The organism is Pseudomonas sp. PvP089 (assembly GCF_017875165.1).
GTDB classification, from domain to species: domain Bacteria; phylum Pseudomonadota; class Gammaproteobacteria; order Pseudomonadales; family Pseudomonadaceae; genus Aquipseudomonas; species Aquipseudomonas fortuita.
In genome coordinates, this window is the sequence record NZ_JAGGME010000001.1 from 268,206 (window position 1) to 289,233 (window position 21,028).

Genomic DNA, 21,028 nt, shown 5'->3' on the forward strand with positions numbered 1-21,028 from the left:
CCTCCTGCCGTTCTTGTTACAGGAAAGTCATGAAACAGTATCTAGATCTGGTCCGTGAAGTCATCGAGAACGGTACGTTGCAAGGCAATCGCACCGGCATCCGTACCATCAGCATGCCGGGCGCCATGCTGCGCTTCGACCTGCAGAAGGGCTTCCCGGCCATCACCACGCGCAAGCTGGCGTTCAAGTCGGCGATCGGCGAAATGGTCGGTTTCCTGCGTGGCGTGAAGAACGCCGGTGAATTCCGTGAGCTGGGCTGCAAGGTCTGGGACCAGAACGCTAACGAAAACGCCCAGTGGCTGGCTAACCCGTTCCGCCAGGGCCATGACGACCTTGGCGAGATCTACGGCGTGCAATGGCGCCAGTGGCCGGGCTACAAGCGCATTGCGCTGAGCAACCCGGCCGCCATTGAAATGGCCGAGAAGGCCGGCTTCCGTCGTATCGCCCAGGACGAAGAGGACGGCGTCGCCTTCGTCATTCTGTACAAGGCCATCGACCAGGTGCGCCAGTGCCTGGACACCATCGCCAACGACCCCGGCAGCCGCCGCATCCTGTTCCACGGCTGGAACTGCGCGCAACTGGACGAGATGGCCCTGCCGCCGTGTCATCTGCTGTACCAGTTCCACCCGAATGTAGAGACCAAGGAAATTTCCCTGACCCTTTATATCCGCTCCAACGACCTGGGCCTGGGCACACCGTTCAACCTCACCGAAGGCGCGGCGCTGCTGTCGCTGTTCGGCCGCCTGACCGGTTACACCCCGCGCTGGTTCACCTACTTCATTGGCGATGCCCATGTGTATGAAAACCACCTGGACATGCTGAACGAGCAGCTCAAGCGCGAGCCGCTGGAAGCGCCGAAGCTGGTGATCAGCGACCGCGTGCCGGCGTTTGCCGAGACGGGCAAGTATGAGCCGGAGTGGCTGGAGAAGATCGAGCCGAGTGATTTCTGGCTGGAAGGCTATGAGCACCATGCGCCGATGACAGCGCCGATGGCGGTCTGATAGATCTCCATTGTTTGAACTGGCCTCTTCGCGGGTTCACCCGCGAAGCTTTTGGCTCAATGCCCGTGACTGCGTCCCACATGCGAATGCTCGGTGTCCGGCACTGATACCGCCCCGTTCGTCTCCAGTTGCTGCAAGATCGCGCATTCGCTCCCCTGCGCGTTGCAGCGCCGCCGCAGTTCCACCAGCTGCTCCTGCAAAGCCACCAAGCCATCGATCCGCGCCTGCACATGCTCGATATGTTCGTCGATCAGCGCATTGACGCTGCCGCACGAGTCGTCGGGGCTGTCGCGCAGGCGTAGCAGGCTGCGGATTTCGTCCAGGGTCATGTCCAGGGTGCGGCAGTTGCGGATGAAGGTCAGCCGTTCCACGTGGGCCTGGGTATACAGCCGGTAGTTGCCTTCTGTACGGGCAGGCTCGGGCAGCAGGTTTTCACGCTCGTAGTAGCGAATGGTTTCCACCGCGCAGTCGGTGGCTTTGGCCAGTTCTCCGATCTTCATCACGAAATCTCCAGCAAGTGGCTTGACCCTATAGTGGCTACAGGGTGTTCACTTGGCAACAGGCTCACTTTAAGGACGACCCCATGAACCAGCCTGTCAGCCACGAACACAAGCATCCGCACGATCACGCCCATGGCGATGACGACCATGGGCACGCCGCCCACGGCCACAGCTGCTGCGGGGCCAAAGCCGCGCCGGCGCTGGTGCAGCTGACTGAAACGGCCAGTGCCCAGGCACAGCTCAGCCGCTTCCGCATCGACGCCATGGACTGCCCGACCGAGCAGACCCTGATCCAGGACAAGCTGGGCAAGCTGGCCGGTATCGAGCAGCTGGAATTCAACCTGATCAACCGCGTACTGGGCGTGCGCCATACATTGGACGGCACTGGCGACATCGAGCGTGCCATCGACAGCCTGGGCATGAAGGCCGAGCCGCTTGGTGCCGAAGGCGACAGTACCGCCGCCGCGCCCCAACCGGCCAAGACCCGCTGGTGGCCGCTGGCATTGTCGGGTGTTGCCGCCATCGCCGCCGAAATCGTGCACTTTGCGTCGCTGGCGCCGGAGTGGCTGGTGGCGGCATTGGCGCTGGCAGCCATTCTTGGTTGCGGCCTGGGCACCTACAAGAAGGGCTGGATTGCCCTGAAAAACCGCAACCTCAACATCAACGCGCTGATGAGCATCGCCGTCACCGGTGCTGTGCTGATCGGCCAGTGGCCGGAAGCGGCCATGGTGATGGTGCTGTTTACCGTTGCCGAGCTGATCGAAGCACGCTCGCTGGACCGCGCACGCAATGCCATCAGCGGGCTGATGCAGCTGACCCCGGACATGGCCACGGTGCAGCAGGCAGATGGCCAATGGCGCGAAGTGGATGTGCGCGAAGTGGCCATCGGCGCGTTGGTGCGGGTACGCCCCGGCGAGCGCATCGGCCTGGATGGCGAAGTGATCAGTGGGCAATCCAGCGTCGATCAGGCGCCGATCACCGGCGAAAGCTTGCCTGTGGAGAAGGCCGTAGGCGACAAACTGTTCGCCGGCACCATCAACCAGGCGGGTGCGCTGGAGTTTCGCGTTACCGCTGGCGCGGGCCAATCGACCCTGGCGCGGATCATCAAGGCCGTGGAGGAAGCGCAAGGCGCGCGGGCGCCTACCCAGCGCTTCGTCGACCAGTTTTCGCGTATCTATACCCCGGTGGTGTTTGCCATCGCCCTGGCCGTGGCGGTGATCCCGCCGCTGTTCATGGCCGCAAGCTGGTTCGACTGGGTGTACCGCGCCCTGGTGCTGCTGGTGGTCGCGTGCCCGTGCGCCCTGGTCATCTCGACCCCGGTGACCATCGTCAGCGGGCTGGCCGCTGCTGCGCGCAAAGGCATCCTGATCAAGGGCGGTGTGTACCTGGAAGGCGGCCGCCACCTGGATTACCTGGCCCTGGACAAGACCGGCACCATCACCCACGGCAAGCCGGTACAGACCGACGCCAAAGTACTGGAGCCGGTGTTCAAAGGCCGTGCGCAAGCCCTGGCTGCCAGCTTGGGCGAACGTTCGGACCACCCGGTTTCCCGCGCCATTGCCCAGTTCGGCAAGGCGCAAGGCCTGGCCTTGAGCGAGGTCGATGACTTCGCTGCCCTGGCCGGGCGCGGCGTGCGTGGCACCATCGCTGGCGAGGTCTACCACCTGGGCAACCACCGCCTGGTGGAAGAACTGGGGCTGTGCTCACCCGAGCTTGAAGCCCAGCTGGATGCGCTGGAGCGCCAGGGCAAGACTGTGGTCCTGCTGCTTGACCGCAGTGGCCCGCTGGCCCTTTTTGCAGTGGCCGATACGGTCAAGGACAGCAGCCGCCAGGCCATTGCCGAGCTGCATGAGCTGGGCATCAAGACTGTCATGCTGACCGGTGATAATCCGCATACCGCGCAGGCCATCGCCGCCGTGGTGGGTATTGACCGCGCGGAGGGCAACCTGCTGCCTGCCGACAAACTGAAAACCATCGAAGCCTTGTACGCACAGGGCCATCGGGTGGGCATGGTCGGTGACGGCATCAACGATGCCCCGGCCCTGGCCCGTGCCGAGATCGGTTTTGCCATGGCCGCTGCCGGCACCGACACCGCCATCGAAACCGCCGATGTGGCACTGATGGACGACGACTTGCGGAAAATCCCGGCCTTCGTCAGGCTGTCGCGCCAAAGTGCGGCGATCCTCATGCAGAACATCGTTCTGGCGTTGGGCGTCAAGGCGATATTCCTGGCGATTACCTTTGCCGGCATGGCCACCCTGTGGATGGCGGTGTTCGCCGACATGGGCGTGAGCCTGCTGGTGGTGTTCAACGGCTTGCGCCTTTTGCGCAAATAGAGGACGTGCATGCTGAGTTCGGAGCTTAAAGCCTTTTACATGGTGGCCCGCCTGGGCAGCATCACCCTGGCGGCAAAGAAGCTCGGGCTCAGCCAGCCCACGGTGACCACGCAGATCCGCAACCTGGAAAGCCACTACACGGTCGAGCTGTTCTACCGTGGCGGGCGGCGCCTGGTGTTGAGCGAAGAGGGCGTGCGACTGCTGCCGATGGTCAAGGCGCTGTTGCAACAGGAGGCCGACATCGAGTTCGAGCTGCGCAACAGCGGCCAGGCCCAAGGCAGCTTGCGCATCGCCGCCACGGCGCCTTACTACATTCTCGACCTGGTGAAGATCTACCGCGAGCGCTTGCCGCAGGTGGATGTAGCGGTGGAGATCGGCAACTCGCAGCAGGTGCTGGAAATGCTCGAAGACTACCGGGTGGATATCGCCGCTTCGTCGCAGCTGGTGGAGGACGCCCGGCTGGTGCGGCGGGTGTTGGGCACCGATCCGCTGGTGGTGGCGGTGCACCGCAACCATCCGTTGGCCTATCGCCAGACAGTGTCCATCGACGTGGTGGCCGGGCATTGCCTGTTGATGCGCGAAAAGGGCTCGACCACGCGCAAGCTGACCGAGCAAATGATGCAGGAGGCCGGGGTCAAGGCTGGCGCTTTGCTGGAAATCGGCAGCCGCGAGTCGATCCGCGAAGCGGTGCTGCGCAACATCGGCATCAGCGTGATTGCCCGCCATGAGGTGCCGCACAACCCCGAACTGCGGGTGCTCGTGCTGGAGAATGCGCCGGTGATGCATGAATACCTGTATTGCCTGAAGGAACGGCGCCAGGCCAGGTTGCCGGCCGCGTTCCTGGGTGTAGCGCAAGAAGTGGCCGGTTCGCATTTCTAGACCTGTGTTGGCTTCTTCGCGGGCTTGCCCGCTCCCACAGGTACTGCGCGGGGTCTGAGTTTTGTAGATATCCTGTGGGAGCGGGCAAGCCCGCGAAGAGGTCCCCACAGGCCAATACAAAATCTGCCTATACCACTATCACCGGCTTTTGCCTCAAAGCCACAGAACCTTCGCACAGCCTTCCTAGCATGGCCCCATCTCTTCGATGAGGCCCTGCCATGAACCACACCACCCCCGGCGCACAGATGAAAGTGCGCAACATCCACAAGCGCTTCGGTGCCTTTACGGCGCTCAACGATGTCTCGCTGGACATCGCCGCCGGCGAACTGGTGTGCCTGCTCGGCCCGTCCGGCTGTGGCAAGACCACGCTGTTGCGCTGCATCGCCGGCCTGGAGCGCCAGGACCGCGGCACGCTGTATATCGGCGAGCGCGATATCTCCGAGCTGCCGCCCCAGGCCCGTGACTACGGCATCCTGTTCCAGTCCTACGCGCTGTTCCCCAACCTGACCGTCGAAGCCAACATCGCCTACGGCCTGACCGGCAGTGGCCGCGAGCAGGCCCGCCAGCGGGTGGCTGAAATGCTCGAACTGGTAGGCCTTTCTGGCAGCGAGAAGAAATACCCTGGCCAGCTCTCTGGTGGCCAGCAGCAACGTGTGGCCCTGGCCCGTGCGCTGGCGCCGTCGCCATCCCTGCTACTGCTCGATGAGCCGATGTCGGCGCTGGACGCCCGGGTGCGCGAGCACCTGTGCACCGAGCTGCGCCAGCTGCAACGCCAGCTGGGCATCACCACCTTGATGGTGACCCACAACCAGGACGAAGCCATGCTGATGGCCGACCGCATTGCGGTGATGAACAACGGCCAGGTCGAGCAGTACGCCACCCCGCAGGAAATCTACGACCAGCCGGCCACGCCGTTCGTTGCCGAGTTCGTCGGCCAGGGCAACTGGCTGCCATTCCAGCGCAGCGGCGACAGCCATGCCCAGGTTGGCGGCATGAACATGCGCCTGGCGCCGGGGTCGGCCCAGGCCAGCAGCGGCCGGCTGTTCTGTCGCCCGGAGGCGATCACGGTCAACCCGGTGGTACACGAAGAAAACCTGTTCCCGGCTATGGTCCGCGAAATCACCTTTCTCGGTAACCGCTGCCGCATGAGTTTTGAACTCAAGGCCCTGCCAGGCCATGCCCTGCTGGCCGAGCTGGCCCCCGAGGCCATGCCGCGCCTGGGTTCGCAGGACATCTGGGTGGCATTGCCACCGCAGAGCCTGCAGGTGTTTGCCTGAGATGGCCGCGCCAATGTCCTTGCCGCTGAGCCAGGCCAAAGCCGCGCCGCGTGCTGGCGTTGCCTTGGGCGACCGGTTGTTCGTCGTCGGCGGCAAGAGCCTGCTGCTGATCCTGTTGGTGCTGGCCGTGCTGATGCCATTGCTGGCGATCTTCTGGCGTGGCTTCAGCGCGGACGCGGGCCAGGGTGGCGGCTTGTTGGCAGCCCGGGAGCTGTTCGCCAGCGACAACTTCCACTGGTTGCTGGGCAACAGCCTGTCGGTGGCTTTCACCGTCGCGGCCATCGTGGTGCCCCTGGCCTACCTGTTTGCCTATGCCCTGCAACGTACGCTGATCCCGGCCAAGCGCCTGTGGCGGGGGATTTCGCTGCTGCCGCTGCTTGCCCCGTCGATGCTGCCGGCCATCGCTTTGGTCTACCTGTTCGGTAACCAAGGGCTGCTACGCGGGTTGCTTAGCGACAACATCTACGGCTTCTGGGGCATCGTGCTGGGGGAGGCCATCTACACCTTCCCGCATGCGCTGATGATTCTGCTGTCGGCGCTGTCGCTGGCCGATGCTCGGCTGTTCGATGCTGCCTCCAGCATGGGCGCCGGCCCAGGTCGGGCGTTCACCAGCATCACCTGGCCGGCCACGCGCCAGGCGGTGTTTGCGGCGTTCTGCCTGGTGTTCACCCTGACCATCACCGACTTCGGTGTGCCGGTGGTGGTCGGTGGCGACTATCAGGTGCTGGCGCTGGAGGCCTACAAGGCGGTGGTCGGCCAGCAACAGTTCGGCCGTGGTGCGCTAATCGGCATGGTGCTGCTGTTGCCGGCCCTGTTCAGCTTCAGCGTCGACGCCTGGCTGCGCCGGCGCCAGGGCGACGCCATGAGCGGCCGCGCCCAGGTGTTCGAACCCAAGCCATCGCGTGGCCGCGATGCCTGCTTCCTGGCCCTCGTGCTGCTGGTGTGTGCGGCATTGCTGCTGGTGATCGGCATGGCGGTGTATTCGTCGCTGGTCACTTTCTGGCCATATAACCTGTCGTTGTCGCTGCGTCACTACATGTTCGAAGACACCGCCGGTGGCGGCTGGCTGGCCTACCGCAACAGCGTGACCATGGCCATCGGCACCGCGCTGATCGGCAGCATCGTGATTTTCACCGGTGCCTACCTGATGGAGAAGACCCAAGGGCAGCGCCTGCTCAACCAGGTGCTGCGCCTGCTCAGCTTTATCCCCATGGCCGTGCCGGGCCTGGTGCTGGGCCTGGGCTACGTCTTCTTCTTCAACCTGAACGGCAACCCGCTGCATGTGCTGTACGGCAGCATGGGGCTGTTGGTGGTGTGCACCATCGCCCATTACCTGACCACCGCGCAGATGACCGCAACCACCGCGCTGCGCCAGCTTGATGGCGAGTTCGAGGCCGCGGCGCTCTCGTTGAAGGCGCCGCTGTACAAGCACTTCGTGCGGGTCACAGTGCCGATCTGCCTGCCAGCGCTGCTGGACATCATCCGCTACCTGTTCGTTTCGGCGATGACCACGGTGTCTGCGGCGATCTTCCTGTACAGCCCCGACACCATCCTGGCTGCCGTTGCCGTGCTGAATATGGACGATGCCGGCAACGTTGGCGGTGCTGCTGCCATGTCCACCCTGATCCTGCTGACCAGTGCCGGCGCTTCACTGCTGCTGGCCGCAGCCTCACGCGGCCTGCTGCGCCGCTCCCAAGCCTGGCGCCAACGCGCCGCGACCGTCTGACCTGTAAGGAACCTATCCATGTACAAGCACCTTGCACTTGCCGCTGCTGTTTGCACCGTGTTCAGCCTGCAGGCTTCGGCCGCCGGTACCCAGCTGACGGTCTACACCGCACTGGAAGCCGAGCAGTTGAAGAGCTACAAGCAGGCCTTCGAGAAGGCCAACCCGGACATCGAGATCAAGTGGGTACGCGATTCCACCGGCATCATCACTGCCAAGCTGCTGGCCGAGAAAGACCGCCCGCAAGCCGACGCGGTATGGGGCCTGGCAGCGTCCAGCCTGGCCATTCTCGACCAGAACGGCATGCTTGAAGCCTACGCACCCAAGGACCTGGGCAAGATCTCCGGTAACTACCGGGACGCTGCCAACCCGCCGGCGTGGGTGGGCATGGACGTGTGGGCCGCAACCATCTGCTTTAATACCATCGAGGCCGAGAAGCAGGGCCTGAGCAAGCCGGTGAGCTGGCAGGACCTGACCAAGCCGGAGTACAAGGGCAAGATCGTCATGCCGAACCCGGCCTCGTCGGGTACCGGCTTCCTTGATGTGAGTGCCTGGTTGCAGACCTTTGGTGAGCCGCAAGGCTGGGCCTATATGGACGCACTGCACCAGAATATCGGCCAGTATGTTCACTCCGGCTCCAAGCCATGCAAGCTGGCGGCTGCGGGCGAGTTCCCGATCGGTATCTCGTTCGAATACCCGGCTGTGCAACTGAAGCGCCAGGGCGCGCCGCTGGACATCGTGTTGCCGAAGGAAGGCCTGGGCTGGGAGATCGAGGCGACTGCTGTGATCAAAGGCTCGCCCAAGGCGGATGCGGCCAAGCGCCTGGCTGATTTCTCGGCCAGCCCGGCGGCGATGGAGCTGTACAAGGAAAACTTCGCCGTGCTGGCCGCGCCGGGTATTGCCAAGCCACAGACCGAGCTACCGGCGGACTATGAACAGCGCCTGATCAAGAACGACTTTGCCTGGGCATCGAAGAACCGTGACCAGATTCTGGCCGAGTGGCGCAAGCGCTACGACGGCAAGTCGGAAAAGGTGGCCCAGCAGTGATTGAGTGAGGGCTGGCAGGGGTATGGCTTGCGTGGTGTGGCGCCTGTGAGATCGAGCGCCGCCCGCGCGGCGCTTCGCGGGGCAAGCCCGCTCCCACATTTGTTGCAACGTGGCCATGCCTGTGGAAGCGGCGTTGTCAGCCTTGGTGCATGTCTTGAAACAGGGCGGGGTGGCAGCGGCGGCAGCCAAGTAATCGCGTCAAGCCAACAAGGCTTACAACTATGGCCTGACAGGTTTGGCACGTTGCAACAAATGTGGGAGCGGGCTTGCCCCGCGAAGCGCCGCGCGGGCGGCGCTCGATCTCACAGGCGATGGAAATGCATAGGCAAACGCCTGGCGGCCCTAATGCAATTTGCCAGAAACCATAGAATCTCCCACAGAGACCGCACACGCCTAAAAAACTGCGCTATCCCTGTGGAAGCGAGCTTGCCCGCGAAGAGGCCAGATCCTGCGGGCTCAGATCTGTGAAACCAACGCCTCCAACTGCTCCTGCCGCTCAGCCTGATTCAGCTTCGCCCCGGGGTTGAGGGTGGACCACTGTGGGTGCGCCCGCGCCTTCACCAGTGCTTCTGGCAACTTGCCCTCGCGCCATGCCTTCTCATCCAGCTCACCCAGCCTGATGCTGTCTTGCGCCGCATGCCCGCGGTTATCCAGCGCCACCATCAACTGCTGCTGACGCAAAGCCAGCAGGCGCAATACCGTGTCGTCCACCGTCAGCTCGCGTTTGCCCTTGAGCTTGCCCATCAACCGTGAGCCATAGTTACGCGCCGTCTGCAGCGCACCGCCGGCAATCGCCCCGGCCAGCGCTGCCGCGCCGAGGGTAAGCCCGCCGACCAGCAGATCGACCCCGGCGCCGGCTGCAGCGCCGGCCGCCACGCCGCTGCCCAGGCGCACGCCCAGCAGCTTCAGGGTTTCAGGATTGAACAGGTCATCGCCCCAGCGGCCATCGAGCAACGGCAGGTCGCTGGCATGGGCATCCTCGCGGCGGAAGGCATACAGCTTGAGCAGGGCTTCGACGCAACGCTGTTCACGTTGGCGTATGTCCTGGCGCAGCGCCTCTATGGCCTTGGCTTCGGCCGCTGGCTCGGCCTCGACGCTACGCCGGCAGGCGGCGCAGTCCAGCAGCAACTCGGCAATCAGCCGCTTGCCACTGTGCTGGCGGGCCAGGCGCTGTGCCTGCTGGTCGTCGATCAGCCGCTGCAGGGCCGGGCGAGCATCCTCCAGCAGCAGGGCCAGGCTTTCATATAAGCGGCGCTCGCCATCCTCGGGCGGGGCCACGCTGTCGAACCGCACCAACGCGTGAAGCCCAAGCCGGGCAAGGGCTTCACGCCATTGCGGCTCGCGGTGCTGATGGCTGGCGACGAAGTTGAGCACCGGCAGCAACGGCTTGCCGCAGCTGGCCAGCACTTCCAGTTCGTCGCGGTATTTGGCCAGCACCGGCTCGCGCGCGTCGATCACGTACAGGCCGGCATTGCTGGCCAGCAACTGGCGCAGCACCTTGGCCTCCTGCTCGAAGCGCTGGCGCGCCTCGCTGCCTTGCAGAAAGCGCTCCAGACGTGCCGGGCCGTCCAGGCGCTCGCCCGGGCGCTCCAGCCGCTCCAGGTAGTCGAGCAGGGCAATGGCGTCCTCCAGGCCCGGGGTGTCGTACAACTCCAGCAAGGGTTCGCCGTCCACCGACAAGCGCGCACCTTCTACATGGCGGGTGGTGCTGGGGCGGTGGGACACTTCGCCAAAGCCTACGTCGCGGGTCAGCGTGCGCAGCAGCGAGGTCTTGCCGACGTTGGTATGGCCGACCACGGCCAGTTTCAGTGGCTCAGTCATGGCCATGCTCCAGCCAGGTCAGTGGTGAGGTGTCGGCGTGCTGCAGGCCAAGGCGGTCGAGGGCTTCGTGCCAATCGCCCAGGCGCTGGGCATCAACAGCCTGGCCGGGTGCGGACTGCAGTAGCCAGATACGGGTTGCGCCGGCATTGCGCGCCAGTTCGGCGAGCAACGCCAGGCTGCCGCGGTCGGGTGAGCGCCGGGGGTCGCAGGCGATGGCCAGGCGTGCCGGGGGGAAGCGGCTGAGTTGTTCGAGCAGCCTGTTGCGCGATTCGCGGCTGTCGAGCACGCCAGCATTGATCACGCTGTTCGGCAGGGCGGGCGGCCAGGGGCGCTGGTCGTCCAGTTCCAGGCCCACCAGCAGGGCACCGCTGCTGCCGCTTTCCAGCTGGTCGGCGGCAAACTGTGGCAGGGCCTCGGGCGCGGCATCCTGCACGCCGATGCGTTCGCTGCGCGGCATCAGTGCATCACGCAGTTGCGCGTAGCCGGGCAGGCTCAAGTCCAGTGCCAGGCGCCCGCGGCCTTGGCGCCAGCGCCACAGGCACAATGCAGCCAGTACCAGGCGTGGTAACAGGCCATACACCAGCACCACCCCCAGCAACCAGCTGGCCCAGGCCTGTCGGGCTTGCTCCAGGGCCGGCAAGGTGTCGCCGCTGGCGCGGATCATGGCTTCGTCAGGCACGGCAAAGCCCAGCAGCGAAGGCAGGGCGCCCAGGGCTTGGGTCAGGTGGATGAACGGGTCGGCGGCAAGCAGCGTGGTTTCCCAGACAAAGCCATAGCGCCGGGTCGCCAGCAAGGCCAGCAGCATGCCCAGGGCGGTGAGCATGGCCAGCAGCCACAGGCCATGCACCAGCAGGCCGAGCAGCCAGCGGTTCAGGCGTTGGCGTTGCAGCAGCACAAGCAGCGCAGGTGCCAGGTGTGCGGCCTTGGCATCGCGGGCAAAGCGTTCACTCAGCCATAGCCACAAGCGGCCCAGCCCTGCGCCATGCTCGCCGCTTACGGCAAAACCGATGGCCCAGCCCAGCAGCATCAGCAGGTTCAGCCCGAGCAGGCTGCCCAGGGCCCAGAACACGTTCACCGGCCGCTGCCCGTCGCCCAGGGCGGCCAGGGCCAGGCCCGCGCCGCTGAGCACGGCCATCAGCAGCAAGGCCAGCAGCGCCAGGCGCGCGCCTTGCTTCCAGTGGCGCAGGGCGGTGCTCATGCCATCGCGTTCGGCCAGGAACAGTGCACGGGTTTCGATGCGGGCCGCCAGGTCGCCGCCCAATTGGCGGGCGCGACGGTTGGCTTCCTGGTCCTCCAGGGGGCCGGCGTGTTCCTCGCGCAGGCGTACCGCTTCGGTGAGCCAGCGCTTGTCCAGTGGAGTCGGTCCAGTCACAAGGTCTTCCATTGCACGGTTCAGGGCAGAAGCATAACCCACCGCGGGTTTGCTATCCTCGCTGCATGACGACTTCACTCCCCCTCAGCCTGATTGCGGCGCTCGCCGAGAACCGCGTGATAGGCATCGACAATTCCATGCCCTGGCATTTGCCGGGGGATTTCAAGTACTTCAAGGCCACCACCCTGGGCAAGCCGATCATCATGGGCCGCAAGACCTGGGACTCCCTGGGCCGACCGCTGCCGGGGCGTTTGAATATCGTGGTCAGCCGCCAACCGGGCCTGGAATTGGCGGGTGCCGAGGTTTTCGCCTCGCTGGAAGACGCGATTGTGCGCGCCGGGCAGTGGGCACGCGAGCAGGGCGTGGATGAGCTGATGCTGATCGGCGGCGCGCAGTTGTATGCACAGGCGCTGGAGAAAGGCTTGGTGAGCCGTATGTACCTGACTCGGGTGGAGCTTGAGCCGGAAGGTGATGCGTGGTTCCCCGAGTTCGACAAAGGGGAGTGGCAACTGGCGTCGAGTGAAGCGCAGGCAGAGGCGGACAAGCCTGCGTATCACTTCGAGGTGTGGAACAAGGTGTGATGATTCTGGGGCCGCATTAGCGGCCCCAGCCGTTTCAGGAGTGGCTCAACTCGGCGTGCTCATCGTCAGCCAGCACATCCTTGTCTGTCTCCTTGAGCAGTTGGCTGGTCACCACGCCTGCGGTCATCGAGCCATTGACGTTCAACGCCGTGCGGCCCATGTCGATCAGCGGCTCCACCGAAATCAGCAACGCCACCAGCTCCACCGGCAAGCCCATGGCTGGGAGCACGATCAGCGCGGCAAAGGTGGCCCCGCCACCCACGCCGGCAACCCCTGCAGAACTCAGCGTGACGATGGCCACCAGGGTAGCGATCCACAGCGGGTCGAAGGTATCGATGCCCACCGCCGGTGCCACCATCACCGCCAGCATGGCGGGATAGAGGCCAGCGCAGCCGTTCTGGCCAATGGTGGTGCCGAACGATGCGCTGAAGCTGGCAATCGACTGCGGCACACCCAGGCGGCGGGTTTGCGCTTCGATGTTCAGCGGAATGCTGGCGGCGCTGGAGCGGCTGGTGAAGGCGAAGGTCAGCACCGGCCACACCTTGCGGAAGAAGCGCAGCGGGCTCACACCGGTCGCCGCCAGGATGAGGGCATGCACCACGAACATCAGCCCCAGCCCCAGGTACGACACCACCACGAAGCTGCCCAGCTTGAGGATGTCTTCCATGTTCGAGCTGGCAACCACCTTGGTCATCAACGCCAGCACGCCATACGGGGTCAGTTTCATTACCACCCGCACCAGGCGCATCACCCAGGCTTGCAGGGTGTCGATGGCCGACAGGGCGCGCTCGCCTTTCTCGGCATCGTCCTTGATCAGCTGCAGCGCGGCCAGGCCGACGAACACGGCGAAGATCACCACGCTGATGATCGACGTCGGCTTGGCCCGCGCCAGGTCACCCACCGGGTTGCTGGGGATGAACGACAGCAGCAGCTGCGGGATGTTGAGGTCGGCGACCTTGCCGGCGTAGTCGCTGTGGATAACCTGCATGCGGGCGCTTTCCTGCACACCGGCCACCAGGCCTTCGGCACTCAGGCCGAACAGGTTGGTCAGCACGATGCCGATCAGCGCGGCAATGGCGGTGGTCAGCAGCAGGGTGCCGATGCTCAGCACGCTGATGCGGCCCAGCGACGAGGCATTGTGCAGGCGCGCCACGGCGCTGAGGATCGAGGCGAAGATCAGCGGCATGACGATCATCTGCAACAGGCCGACATAGCCGTTGCCGACCAGGTCAAGCCAGGCGATGGTGGCCTTGAGCACGGGGTGGCCAGCGCCGTAGATCGTGTGCAGGGCCAGGCCGAAGACGACGCCCAGCACCAGGCCCAGCAGTACCTTCTTGGCTAGGCTCCAGTCGGTGCGGCGGGTTTGTGCCAGGCCCAGCAACAGGGCCAGGAACGCCAGCAGGTTTAGGGACAGCGGCAGGTTCATTGAAGCTCCAGCAGAAAAAAGCAGAATTGGCATCGCCTCTGTGAGCGATTGCGAACGGAAATGCTAACAGCCTGAAAACAAACGATTTTATACCCAAATGGAATTTGCATAGTCGTTTATGGAATAACGAAGTGTCGCGTATTGCAATGAACACGGCGTTTACGGCTGTCTGGAGGTCGTTATCGAGGGTTGCCAGGGGTGATTGTTGCACTAGCGTTTCTGGGTCACTTTCAGGAGATTCGTACATGAAATCCGCTGTGAAAGCTGCCGCCATCGGCCTGTCCCTGCTGTTCAGTATCGAAACCTTCGCCACCGAGCTCCAACATTGGCCTGCCGAGGCGGCCAGGCAGCTCGACAGCATGATCGCCGCCAATGCCAATAAAGGTAACTACGCGGTGTTCGACATGGACAACACCAGTTACCGTTATGACCTGGAAGAAGCCTTGCTGCCCTTCATGGAAAACAAAGGCCTGCTGAGCCGCGACAAGCTCGACCCTTCGCTGAAACTGATGCCGTTCAAGGACACTGCCGAGCACAAGGAAAGCCTGTTCAGCTACTACTACCGGTTGTGCGAAGTCGACGATATGGTCTGCTACCCGTGGGTGGCCCAGGTGTTTTCCGGTTTTACCCTGAAGGAGTTGAAGGTGCAGGTGGATGAGCTGATGGCTTCGACCAAGCCCATCCCCAGCACTTATTACGAAGGTGACCAGGTCAAGGCCATCGAAGTACAGCCCCCCAAGGTCTTCAGGGGCCAGGCCGAGCTGTACAACAAACTGATGGAGAACGGCATCGAGGTCTATGTGATTTCTGCTGCCTCCGAGGAACTGGTGCGCATGGTCGCATCAGATCCCAAGTACGGCTACAACGTGAAGCCGCAGAACGTGATTGGCGTGAGTCTGCTGTTAAAGGACCGCAGCAATGGCCAACTGACCACGGCGCGCAAGCAGATCAGTGCCGGCCATTACGATGCCAAGGCCAATGAAGGGCTGGAGCTGACCCCGTATCTGTGGACCCCGGCTACCTGGATGGCGGGCAAGCAGGCGGCCATCCTGACCTACATCGATGAATGGAAGAAGCCGGTGCTGGTGGGCGGCGACACGCCGACCAGCGATGGCTACATGCAGTTCCACGGGGTGGATGTGGGCAAGGGCGGCATCCACCTGTGGATAAACCGCAAGGCCAAGTACATGGACCAGCTCAACGGCATGATTACCAGGAATGCGGCGGCGCAGGCCAAGGAAGGGTTGCCGGTGACGGCGGACAAGAACTGGGTGATCGTGACGCCGGAGCAAATCCAGTAGTTGTTGCGTTGTCTGTTCCGGCCTCTTCGCGGGCGTGCCCGCGAAGAGGCCGGAACAGGCATAAAAAAACCGGCACCCAGGGCGCCGGTTCTTCTTTCACGCTAGAAAAGCCTCAGAGCCCTTCGAGCATCGCCTTGTTGCGCACCGCACCTTTGTCGGCACTGGTCGCCAGCAGGGCGTAGGCCTTCAGCGCGGTGGTCACTTTGCGTGGGCGTACTTCAGCGGGTTTCCAGCCCTTCTTGTCCTGCTCGATGCGGCGCTCGGCCAGCGCTTCGTCGCTGACCAGCAGGTTGATCGAACGGTTAGGGATGTCGATCAATACCTTGTCGCCATCACGGACCAGGCCGATGGCGCCGCCAGCAGCAGCTTCTGGCGAGGCGTGGCCGATCGACAGGCCCGAGGTGCCGCCCGAGAAGCGGCCGTCGGTGAGCAGGGCGCAGGCCTTGCCCAGGCCTTTGGACTTCAGGTACGAGGTCGGGTACAGCATTTCCTGCATGCCCGGGCCGCCTTTCGGGCCTTCGTAGCGGATGATCACGATGTCGCCGGCCTTCACCTCGTCGGCGAGGATGCCGCGCACGGCGCTGTCCTGGCTCTCGAAGATCTTGGCGTTGCCCTCGAACACGTGGATCGACTCGTCGACACCGGCGGTTTTCACCACGCAACCGTCGACCGCGATGTTGCCGTACAGCACGGCCAGCCCGCCTTCTTGCGAGTAGGCGTGCTCGAAGCTGCGGATGCAGCCGTTTTCACGGTCGTCATCAAGGGTTTCCCAACGGGTCGACTGGCTGAATGCGGTCTGGGTCGGGATACCGGCAGGGCCGGCCTTGAAGAAGGTGTGCACGGCTTCGTCATCGGTCTGGGTGATGTCCCATTTGGCGATGGCTTCTTCCATGCTGCGGCTGTGCACGGTCGGCAGGTCGGTGTGCAGCAGGCCGCCACGGGCCAGCGAACCGAGGATGCTGAAGATGCCGCCGGCGCGGTGCACGTCTTCCATGTGGTACTTCTGGATGTTCGGCGCCACTTTGCACAACTGCGGCACTTTACGCGACAGGCGGTCGATGTCACGCAGGTCGAACGCGACTTCGCCTTCCTGGGCTGCGGCCAGCAGGTGCAGGATGGTGTTGGTCGAGCCGCCCATCGCGATGTCGAGCATCATGGCGTTTTCAAACGCCTTGAAGTTGGCGATGCTGCGGGGCAGCACCGACTCATCGTTCTCGCCGTAGTAGCGCTTGCACAGCTCGACGATGGTGCGGCCGGCAGTGAGGAACAGCTGCTCGCGGTCGGCGTGGGTGGCCAGGGTGGAGCCATTGCCCGGCAGGGCCAGGCCCAGGGCTTCGGTCAGGCAGTTCATCGAGTTGGCGGTGAACATGCCGGAGCACGAACCGCACGTCGGGCAGGCACTGCGCTCGTATTCGGCGACTTTTTCATCGGAGGCCGAGGCATCGGCGGCGATGACCATGGCGTCGACCAGGTCCAGGCCGTGGCTGGCCAGCTTGGTCTTGCCGGCTTCCATCGGGCCGCCGGAAACGAAGATCACCGGGATGTTCAGGCGCAGGGCGGCCATCAGCATGCCGGGGGTGATCTTGTCGCAGTTGGAGATGCACACGATGGCGTCGGCGCAGTGGGCGTTGACCATGTATTCCACGGCGTCGGCAATGATCTCGCGGCTTGGCAGCGAGTACAGCATGCCGTCGTGGCCCATGGCGATGCCGTCATCGACCGCGATGGTGTTGAATTCCTTGGCCACGCCACCGGCGCGCTCGATCTCGCGGGCGACCAACTGGCCCAGGTCCTTCAGGTGCACGTGGCCCGGGACGAACTGGGTGAACGAGTTGGCGATGGCGATGATCGGTTTCTTGAAGTCTTCGTCTTTCATCCCGGTGGCACGCCACAAGGCACGGGCGCCGGCCATGTTGCGGCCTTGGGTGGAAGTCTTGGAACGATAATCAGGCATGAAGCACTCCTGGCGGCTTAATCAGGTCACAAAAAGGGGAGTGAGCTTCTCTTTTCCTATGCGCCTTAGGCCGGTTGCCACTGGCACGGATGGGGCCGAAGACAGCACGGGATCGCCGCGTGCTCGACCAGAGCTCATAAACCCGCCGGGGATGACTGGCGATGAATAGCCCGATTCTACACCGCTGGCGCGGCGAGGGAATGGCGATGTGTCTGGGCGGTGGCATCGGGCGCGCGATGGGCGTTTTTGCAGGACCGTTCTGAAACCCGCCCCGTGGCGCTGACAAGCAGTGCACTCCAAGCCTTAAGCTGCCTTGAAAGGCCAGCTGCTATCGGCTTGCCACGAACCCATAGCTGCAGCTGAATGCGGTGTTAAGCGCTTTTTATAACGATTGAGCGCGTGTGAGATGAGCAGGTGGCTGCTGGGGTGCGTACCAGTGCCACTAGTTTAAAACTTGACATGTAATCAAGGTTGGGTTTTGAAAGCGTGTGCTCTACCGTTTCTGTGGGCTCACTTATTTTTTTGTGAGCAATTTCATTTTTACGCGAAGCACTGTTCAGGGCCAGTAAAAACACTTCATCGCCCGCTATCAGCTCGGCGCTCAATGCTGTGGTAAAAGCATATTTCCCTGGGCTGCTCTCAACAGCACTCATCTGGGCGGGGGAGTAGGCGTCCTCCGCGTACATGTGGGTCGGGTTCGGAGCCAATACCTGAGCTTCGCTCCAGAAGCTGACAGAGGGGGAAGTGCGTGCCTCGCCGTGACGGACGACTTGATAAATAATGTGCACTTCGCCGCCGTTGGTGGGGAACGTCAATTCTTTTCCAATGGCTATTTCGAGTGGTTGCCCCACGTCGCCGAATTGTTCTTCAAGTATTCCACTGGCGAGAGGGTGGGACCCTACAAAGAACAGCCGAATGGTATCGGATGGTGTGGCGCCAGGGTACACGGGTATCGTAACGCTGAACCCATTTTTTACAGCGTCCCAAGGCAGCACGCCTTCTACGATGTCTTTTGCAACAGGATGATAGAGCTCTGCACCGAAATCATACGTGGTGGTCGGTGATGTATTGCCAGTTCTAACGATTATGTAATTTAACGTGACGCGGCGCCCATGCTGCTCATTCAGCCGTTCGCCGGATATGAAATGTTCGATTGTTTCCCCGGGCGCTTCACAATCTAATAATATAAAGCTGCTTATCTGGCCCACGTTTATGACGATGTGGTCGCCTTTCTGGAATACGCTCGACCCTGGAATCAGGATGGTTATGCCTTGGTTTAGTGTTTCAAACGGTAAGAAGTTATCGCTGTTGGCTTCTTTAATGGTTGGGGCTTCCAGCCCTTGGTGGTGATGGTTATTCCTCATTGCCGTTTTCTCCAATTTTCCCGGGTGGCTGGGCTTATTGGAATCCGGTGAGGGGGCGAAGACAACTGGCAGAAATGCCAGGCGTAGGCCCTTAATCGACACTGCTGTACGAAATATGGGAAGGGCCTCGGCTGTGCAGGCCGAGGCCGTAATCGGCGTTTCGGGAAACTAAACGGAATTCCCGGAACCCTTACTTAACTGTTGGGCAGCAACCGGCAGGTGATGCTCTTGATGTAGCGGGTTTCTGCAATGGCCGGGTGTACCGGATGGTCCGGGCCTTGGCCACCGCGCTCGAGCAGCTGCATGTTGCGGTCCAGGTGGCGGGCGCTGGTGAGCAGGATGTTGTTCAGGTCGTCCTCGGGCAAGTGCATCGAGCACGAAGCGCTGACCAGAATGCCATCTTTGTTCAGCATGCGCATGGCCTGTTCGTTCAGGCGGCGGTAGGCCGCTTCGCCGTTTTTCAGGTCCTTCTTGCGTTTGATGAAGGCGGGTGGGTCGGCAATGATCACGTCAAAGCGCTCTTCGGCAGCCTTGAGCTCGCGCAGGGCTTCGAACACGTCGCCTTCGATGCAGGTCAGCTTCTCGCTGATGCCGTTCAGTGCAGCGTTACGCTCCACGCCATCCAGGGCAAAACCCGAGGCATCGACACAGAATACTTCGCTGGCGCCGAAGGCACCGGCCTGCACGCCCCAGCCACCGATGTAGCTGAACAGGTCGAGTACACGCTTGCCCTTCACGTACGGCGCCAGGCGCGCGCGGTTCATGCGGTGGTCGTAGAACCAGCCGGTCTTCTGGCCTTCACGCACCGGGGCTTCGAACTTGACGCCGTTCTCTTCCAGCGGCACCCAGTCCGGCACCTCGCCGTAGACGGTCTCGACATAGCGCTGCAAGCCTTCGGCATCACGCGCAGCGGAGTCGTTCTTGAACAGGATGCCGCTGGGCTTGAGCACCTGCACCAAGGCAGCGATCACGTCGTCCTTGTGCGCTTCCATGGTGGCCGAGGCCAATTGCACCACGAGGATATCGAAGAAGCGGTCGACCACCAGGCCCGGCAGCAGGTCGGAATCGCCGTAGACCAGGCGGTAGCATGGTTGATCGAACAGGCGCTCGCGCAGCGACAGGGCGACGTTCAGGCGGTGTACCAGCAGCGACTTGTCCAGCGGCAGCTTGATGTCGCGCGACAGCAGGCGGGCGCAGATCAGGTTGTTCGGGCTGAGTGCGACGATGCCCAGCGGTTTGCCGTTGGCTGCCTCGAGAACGGCCTGCTGACCGGCCTGAAAGCCTTGCAGCGGGGTCGCGGTGACGTCGACTTCGTTGCTGTAGACCCACAGGTGGCCGGCGCGCAGGCGGCGGTCGGCGTTGGCTTTGAGGCGAAGGCTGGGCAGGGACATGACGTCGCTCCGGGAAAAAAGAGCGGGAGTATAGCGTGTCTGCGGTGCTTTCGCCTTTAGAGGTGCAGCGCCTGGGAGATCGAGCGCCGCGCGCGTGGCGCTCAATCTCGCAGCCGCTGCACCTGTCACGGCGAGCGCAGAGAGGGTTAAAATCCCCGGTCCTAAACGAGTGTGCACGTATGTCCCAAGAACTCAGCGCCGAACAGATCCAGCAAGCCTTGCAAGGCATCACCATTCCGCCGCAACCGCAGATCATGGTCGACCTGCAGTTCGAGCAATACATGCCTGACCCGGATCTGGAAACCATTGCCAAGCTGATTTCCCAGGACCCGGGGCTCTCGGGCGCCTTGCTCAAGCTGGTCAACTCCCCGCACTTCGGCCTTTCCAACAAGATCGGCTCGATCCAGCGCGCAGTGAACCTGCTGGGCAGCCGTTCGATCATCAACCTGATCAACGCCCAGTCGATCAAGGGCGAGATGAGCGACGAGACCATCGTCACCCTCAACCGCTTCTGGGATACCGCCCAGGACGTGGCGATGACCTGCCTGACGCTGGCCAAGCGCACCGGTGTCCAGGCCGCGGACGAGGCTTACACCCTGGGCCTGTTCCATGACTGTGGCGTGCCGCTGATGCTCAAGCGCTTCCCCGACTACATGGATGTGCTGGTGCAGGCCTATGCTCAGGCCAGCGCGCAAACGCGGGTCGTCGACACCGAAAACCGCGTGTTCAACACCAACCATTCGGTAGTCGGTTATTTCACCGCCAAGTCGTGGCGCCTGCCTGAGCACCTCACGGCAGCCATCGCCAACCATCACAATGCACTGGCCGTGTTCCGTGATGAGAGCTCGCGCAATACCCAGAGCCAGTTGAAAAACCTGCTGGCGGTACTGAAGATGGCCGAGCACATCTGCGCGTCCTACCGGGTGCTGGGCAACCAGGCGGTGGACCACGAATGGAACGCGGTCGGCCCGCTGGTGCTCGATTACATTGGCTTGTCGGAATACGATTTCGAAAACCTCAAACAGAACATTCGCGAGCTGAGCGGGCACTGACAC

General features: G+C 63.0%; 16 protein-coding genes. 9 read left to right on the forward strand and 7 right to left on the reverse strand.

All coding sequences use genetic code 11. The features are described from left to right. Positions 1–29: 29 nt before the first annotated feature. Positions 30–1,001: a thymidylate synthase gene (locus tag J3A71_RS01290; protein ID WP_016489680.1), complete on the forward strand. Its 972-nt coding sequence runs from the start codon at positions 30–32 to the stop codon at positions 999–1,001. 56 nt (positions 1,002–1,057) lie between these two features. Here J3A71_RS01290 and cadR read toward each other — a convergent pair whose 3' ends face one another. Then, positions 1,058–1,501 carry a cadmium resistance transcriptional regulator CadR gene (cadR, locus tag J3A71_RS01295; RefSeq protein WP_016489679.1) on the reverse strand — a complete coding sequence of 148 codons (444 nt, stop codon included), beginning with the start codon at positions 1,499–1,501 and terminating at the stop codon, positions 1,058–1,060. Between the two features lie 83 nt (positions 1,502–1,584). Between cadR and J3A71_RS01300 the strand changes: the two genes are divergently transcribed. The 5 genes from J3A71_RS01300 to J3A71_RS01320 all read left to right on the forward strand — a co-directional run bounded on the left by J3A71_RS01300 (position 1,585) and on the right by J3A71_RS01320 (position 8,763). After that, positions 1,585–3,837: a heavy metal translocating P-type ATPase gene (locus tag J3A71_RS01300; RefSeq protein ID WP_096426885.1), complete on the forward strand. Its 2,253-nt coding sequence runs from the start codon at positions 1,585–1,587 to the stop codon at positions 3,835–3,837. A 9-nt stretch (positions 3,838–3,846) separates the two neighbouring features. Next, positions 3,847–4,716, forward strand: a complete 870-nt coding sequence (locus J3A71_RS01305; protein WP_096426884.1) for a LysR family transcriptional regulator — start codon at positions 3,847–3,849, stop codon at positions 4,714–4,716. A 218-nt stretch (positions 4,717–4,934) separates the two neighbouring features. Beyond that, the gene (locus J3A71_RS01310) at positions 4,935–5,993 is read left to right on the forward strand and encodes a putative 2-aminoethylphosphonate ABC transporter ATP-binding protein (protein ID WP_023047214.1); all 1,059 of its coding nucleotides are present in this window, start codon (positions 4,935–4,937) and stop codon (positions 5,991–5,993) included. Position 5,994: 1 nt separating this feature from the next. Next, positions 5,995–7,719: a putative 2-aminoethylphosphonate ABC transporter permease subunit gene (locus tag J3A71_RS01315; RefSeq protein WP_016489675.1), complete on the forward strand. Its 1,725-nt coding sequence runs from the start codon at positions 5,995–5,997 to the stop codon at positions 7,717–7,719. A gap of 18 nt (positions 7,720–7,737) precedes the next feature. Then, entirely contained in the window at positions 7,738–8,763 is a 1,026-nt protein-coding gene (locus J3A71_RS01320) for a putative 2-aminoethylphosphonate ABC transporter substrate-binding protein (RefSeq protein WP_016489674.1), read from the forward strand. 456 nt (positions 8,764–9,219) lie between these two features. Here the strand turns inward: J3A71_RS01320 and J3A71_RS01325 are convergent, their stop codons facing one another. Continuing rightward, positions 9,220–10,584 (reverse strand): GTPase/DUF3482 domain-containing protein, encoded by a 1,365-nt coding sequence (locus J3A71_RS01325; protein WP_060516944.1) that lies wholly within the window; start codon positions 10,582–10,584, stop codon positions 9,220–9,222. After that, positions 10,577–11,968 (reverse strand): DUF2868 domain-containing protein, encoded by a 1,392-nt coding sequence (locus J3A71_RS01330; RefSeq protein ID WP_096426883.1) that lies wholly within the window; start codon positions 11,966–11,968, stop codon positions 10,577–10,579. The genes J3A71_RS01325 and J3A71_RS01330 overlap by 8 nt, the downstream gene beginning before the upstream one ends. 53 nt (positions 11,969–12,021) lie before the next feature. Here J3A71_RS01330 and J3A71_RS01335 point away from each other — a divergent pair, with 53 nt between their 5' ends. Continuing rightward, positions 12,022–12,537, forward strand: a complete 516-nt coding sequence (locus tag J3A71_RS01335) for a dihydrofolate reductase (RefSeq protein ID WP_016489671.1) — start codon at positions 12,022–12,024, stop codon at positions 12,535–12,537. A gap of 34 nt (positions 12,538–12,571) precedes the next feature. Here J3A71_RS01335 and J3A71_RS01340 read toward each other — a convergent pair whose 3' ends face one another. After that, positions 12,572–13,963 carry an L-cystine transporter gene (locus tag J3A71_RS01340; RefSeq protein ID WP_023048385.1) on the reverse strand — a complete coding sequence of 464 codons (1,392 nt, stop codon included), beginning with the start codon at positions 13,961–13,963 and terminating at the stop codon, positions 12,572–12,574. Positions 13,964–14,208: 245 nt separating this feature from the next. On the opposite strand from J3A71_RS01340, the gene J3A71_RS01345 reads away from it, so the two are divergent. After that, on the forward strand, positions 14,209–15,264 hold the full coding sequence (locus J3A71_RS01345; RefSeq protein WP_016489669.1) for a phosphorylcholine phosphatase: 1,056 nt from the start codon (positions 14,209–14,211) through the stop codon (positions 15,262–15,264). A gap of 112 nt (positions 15,265–15,376) precedes the next feature. Here J3A71_RS01345 and ilvD read toward each other — a convergent pair whose 3' ends face one another. The 3 genes from ilvD to J3A71_RS01360 form a co-directional block, all read right to left on the reverse strand. Continuing rightward, positions 15,377–17,218: a dihydroxy-acid dehydratase gene (ilvD, locus tag J3A71_RS01350; protein ID WP_016489668.1), complete on the reverse strand. Its 1,842-nt coding sequence runs from the start codon at positions 17,216–17,218 to the stop codon at positions 15,377–15,379. A gap of 371 nt (positions 17,219–17,589) precedes the next feature. After that, entirely contained in the window at positions 17,590–18,582 is a 993-nt protein-coding gene (locus J3A71_RS01355) for a hypothetical protein (RefSeq protein WP_096426882.1), read from the reverse strand. A gap of 194 nt (positions 18,583–18,776) precedes the next feature. After that, positions 18,777–19,973 (reverse strand): class I SAM-dependent rRNA methyltransferase, encoded by a 1,197-nt coding sequence (locus J3A71_RS01360; protein ID WP_016489666.1) that lies wholly within the window; start codon positions 19,971–19,973, stop codon positions 18,777–18,779. A 233-nt stretch (positions 19,974–20,206) separates the two neighbouring features. Between J3A71_RS01360 and J3A71_RS01365 the strand changes: the two genes are divergently transcribed. After that, complete coding sequence (locus tag J3A71_RS01365; protein ID WP_172455958.1) at positions 20,207–21,025, forward strand: HDOD domain-containing protein; 819 nt, start codon at positions 20,207–20,209, stop codon at positions 21,023–21,025. The last annotated feature ends 3 nt before the right edge of the window (positions 21,026–21,028 follow it).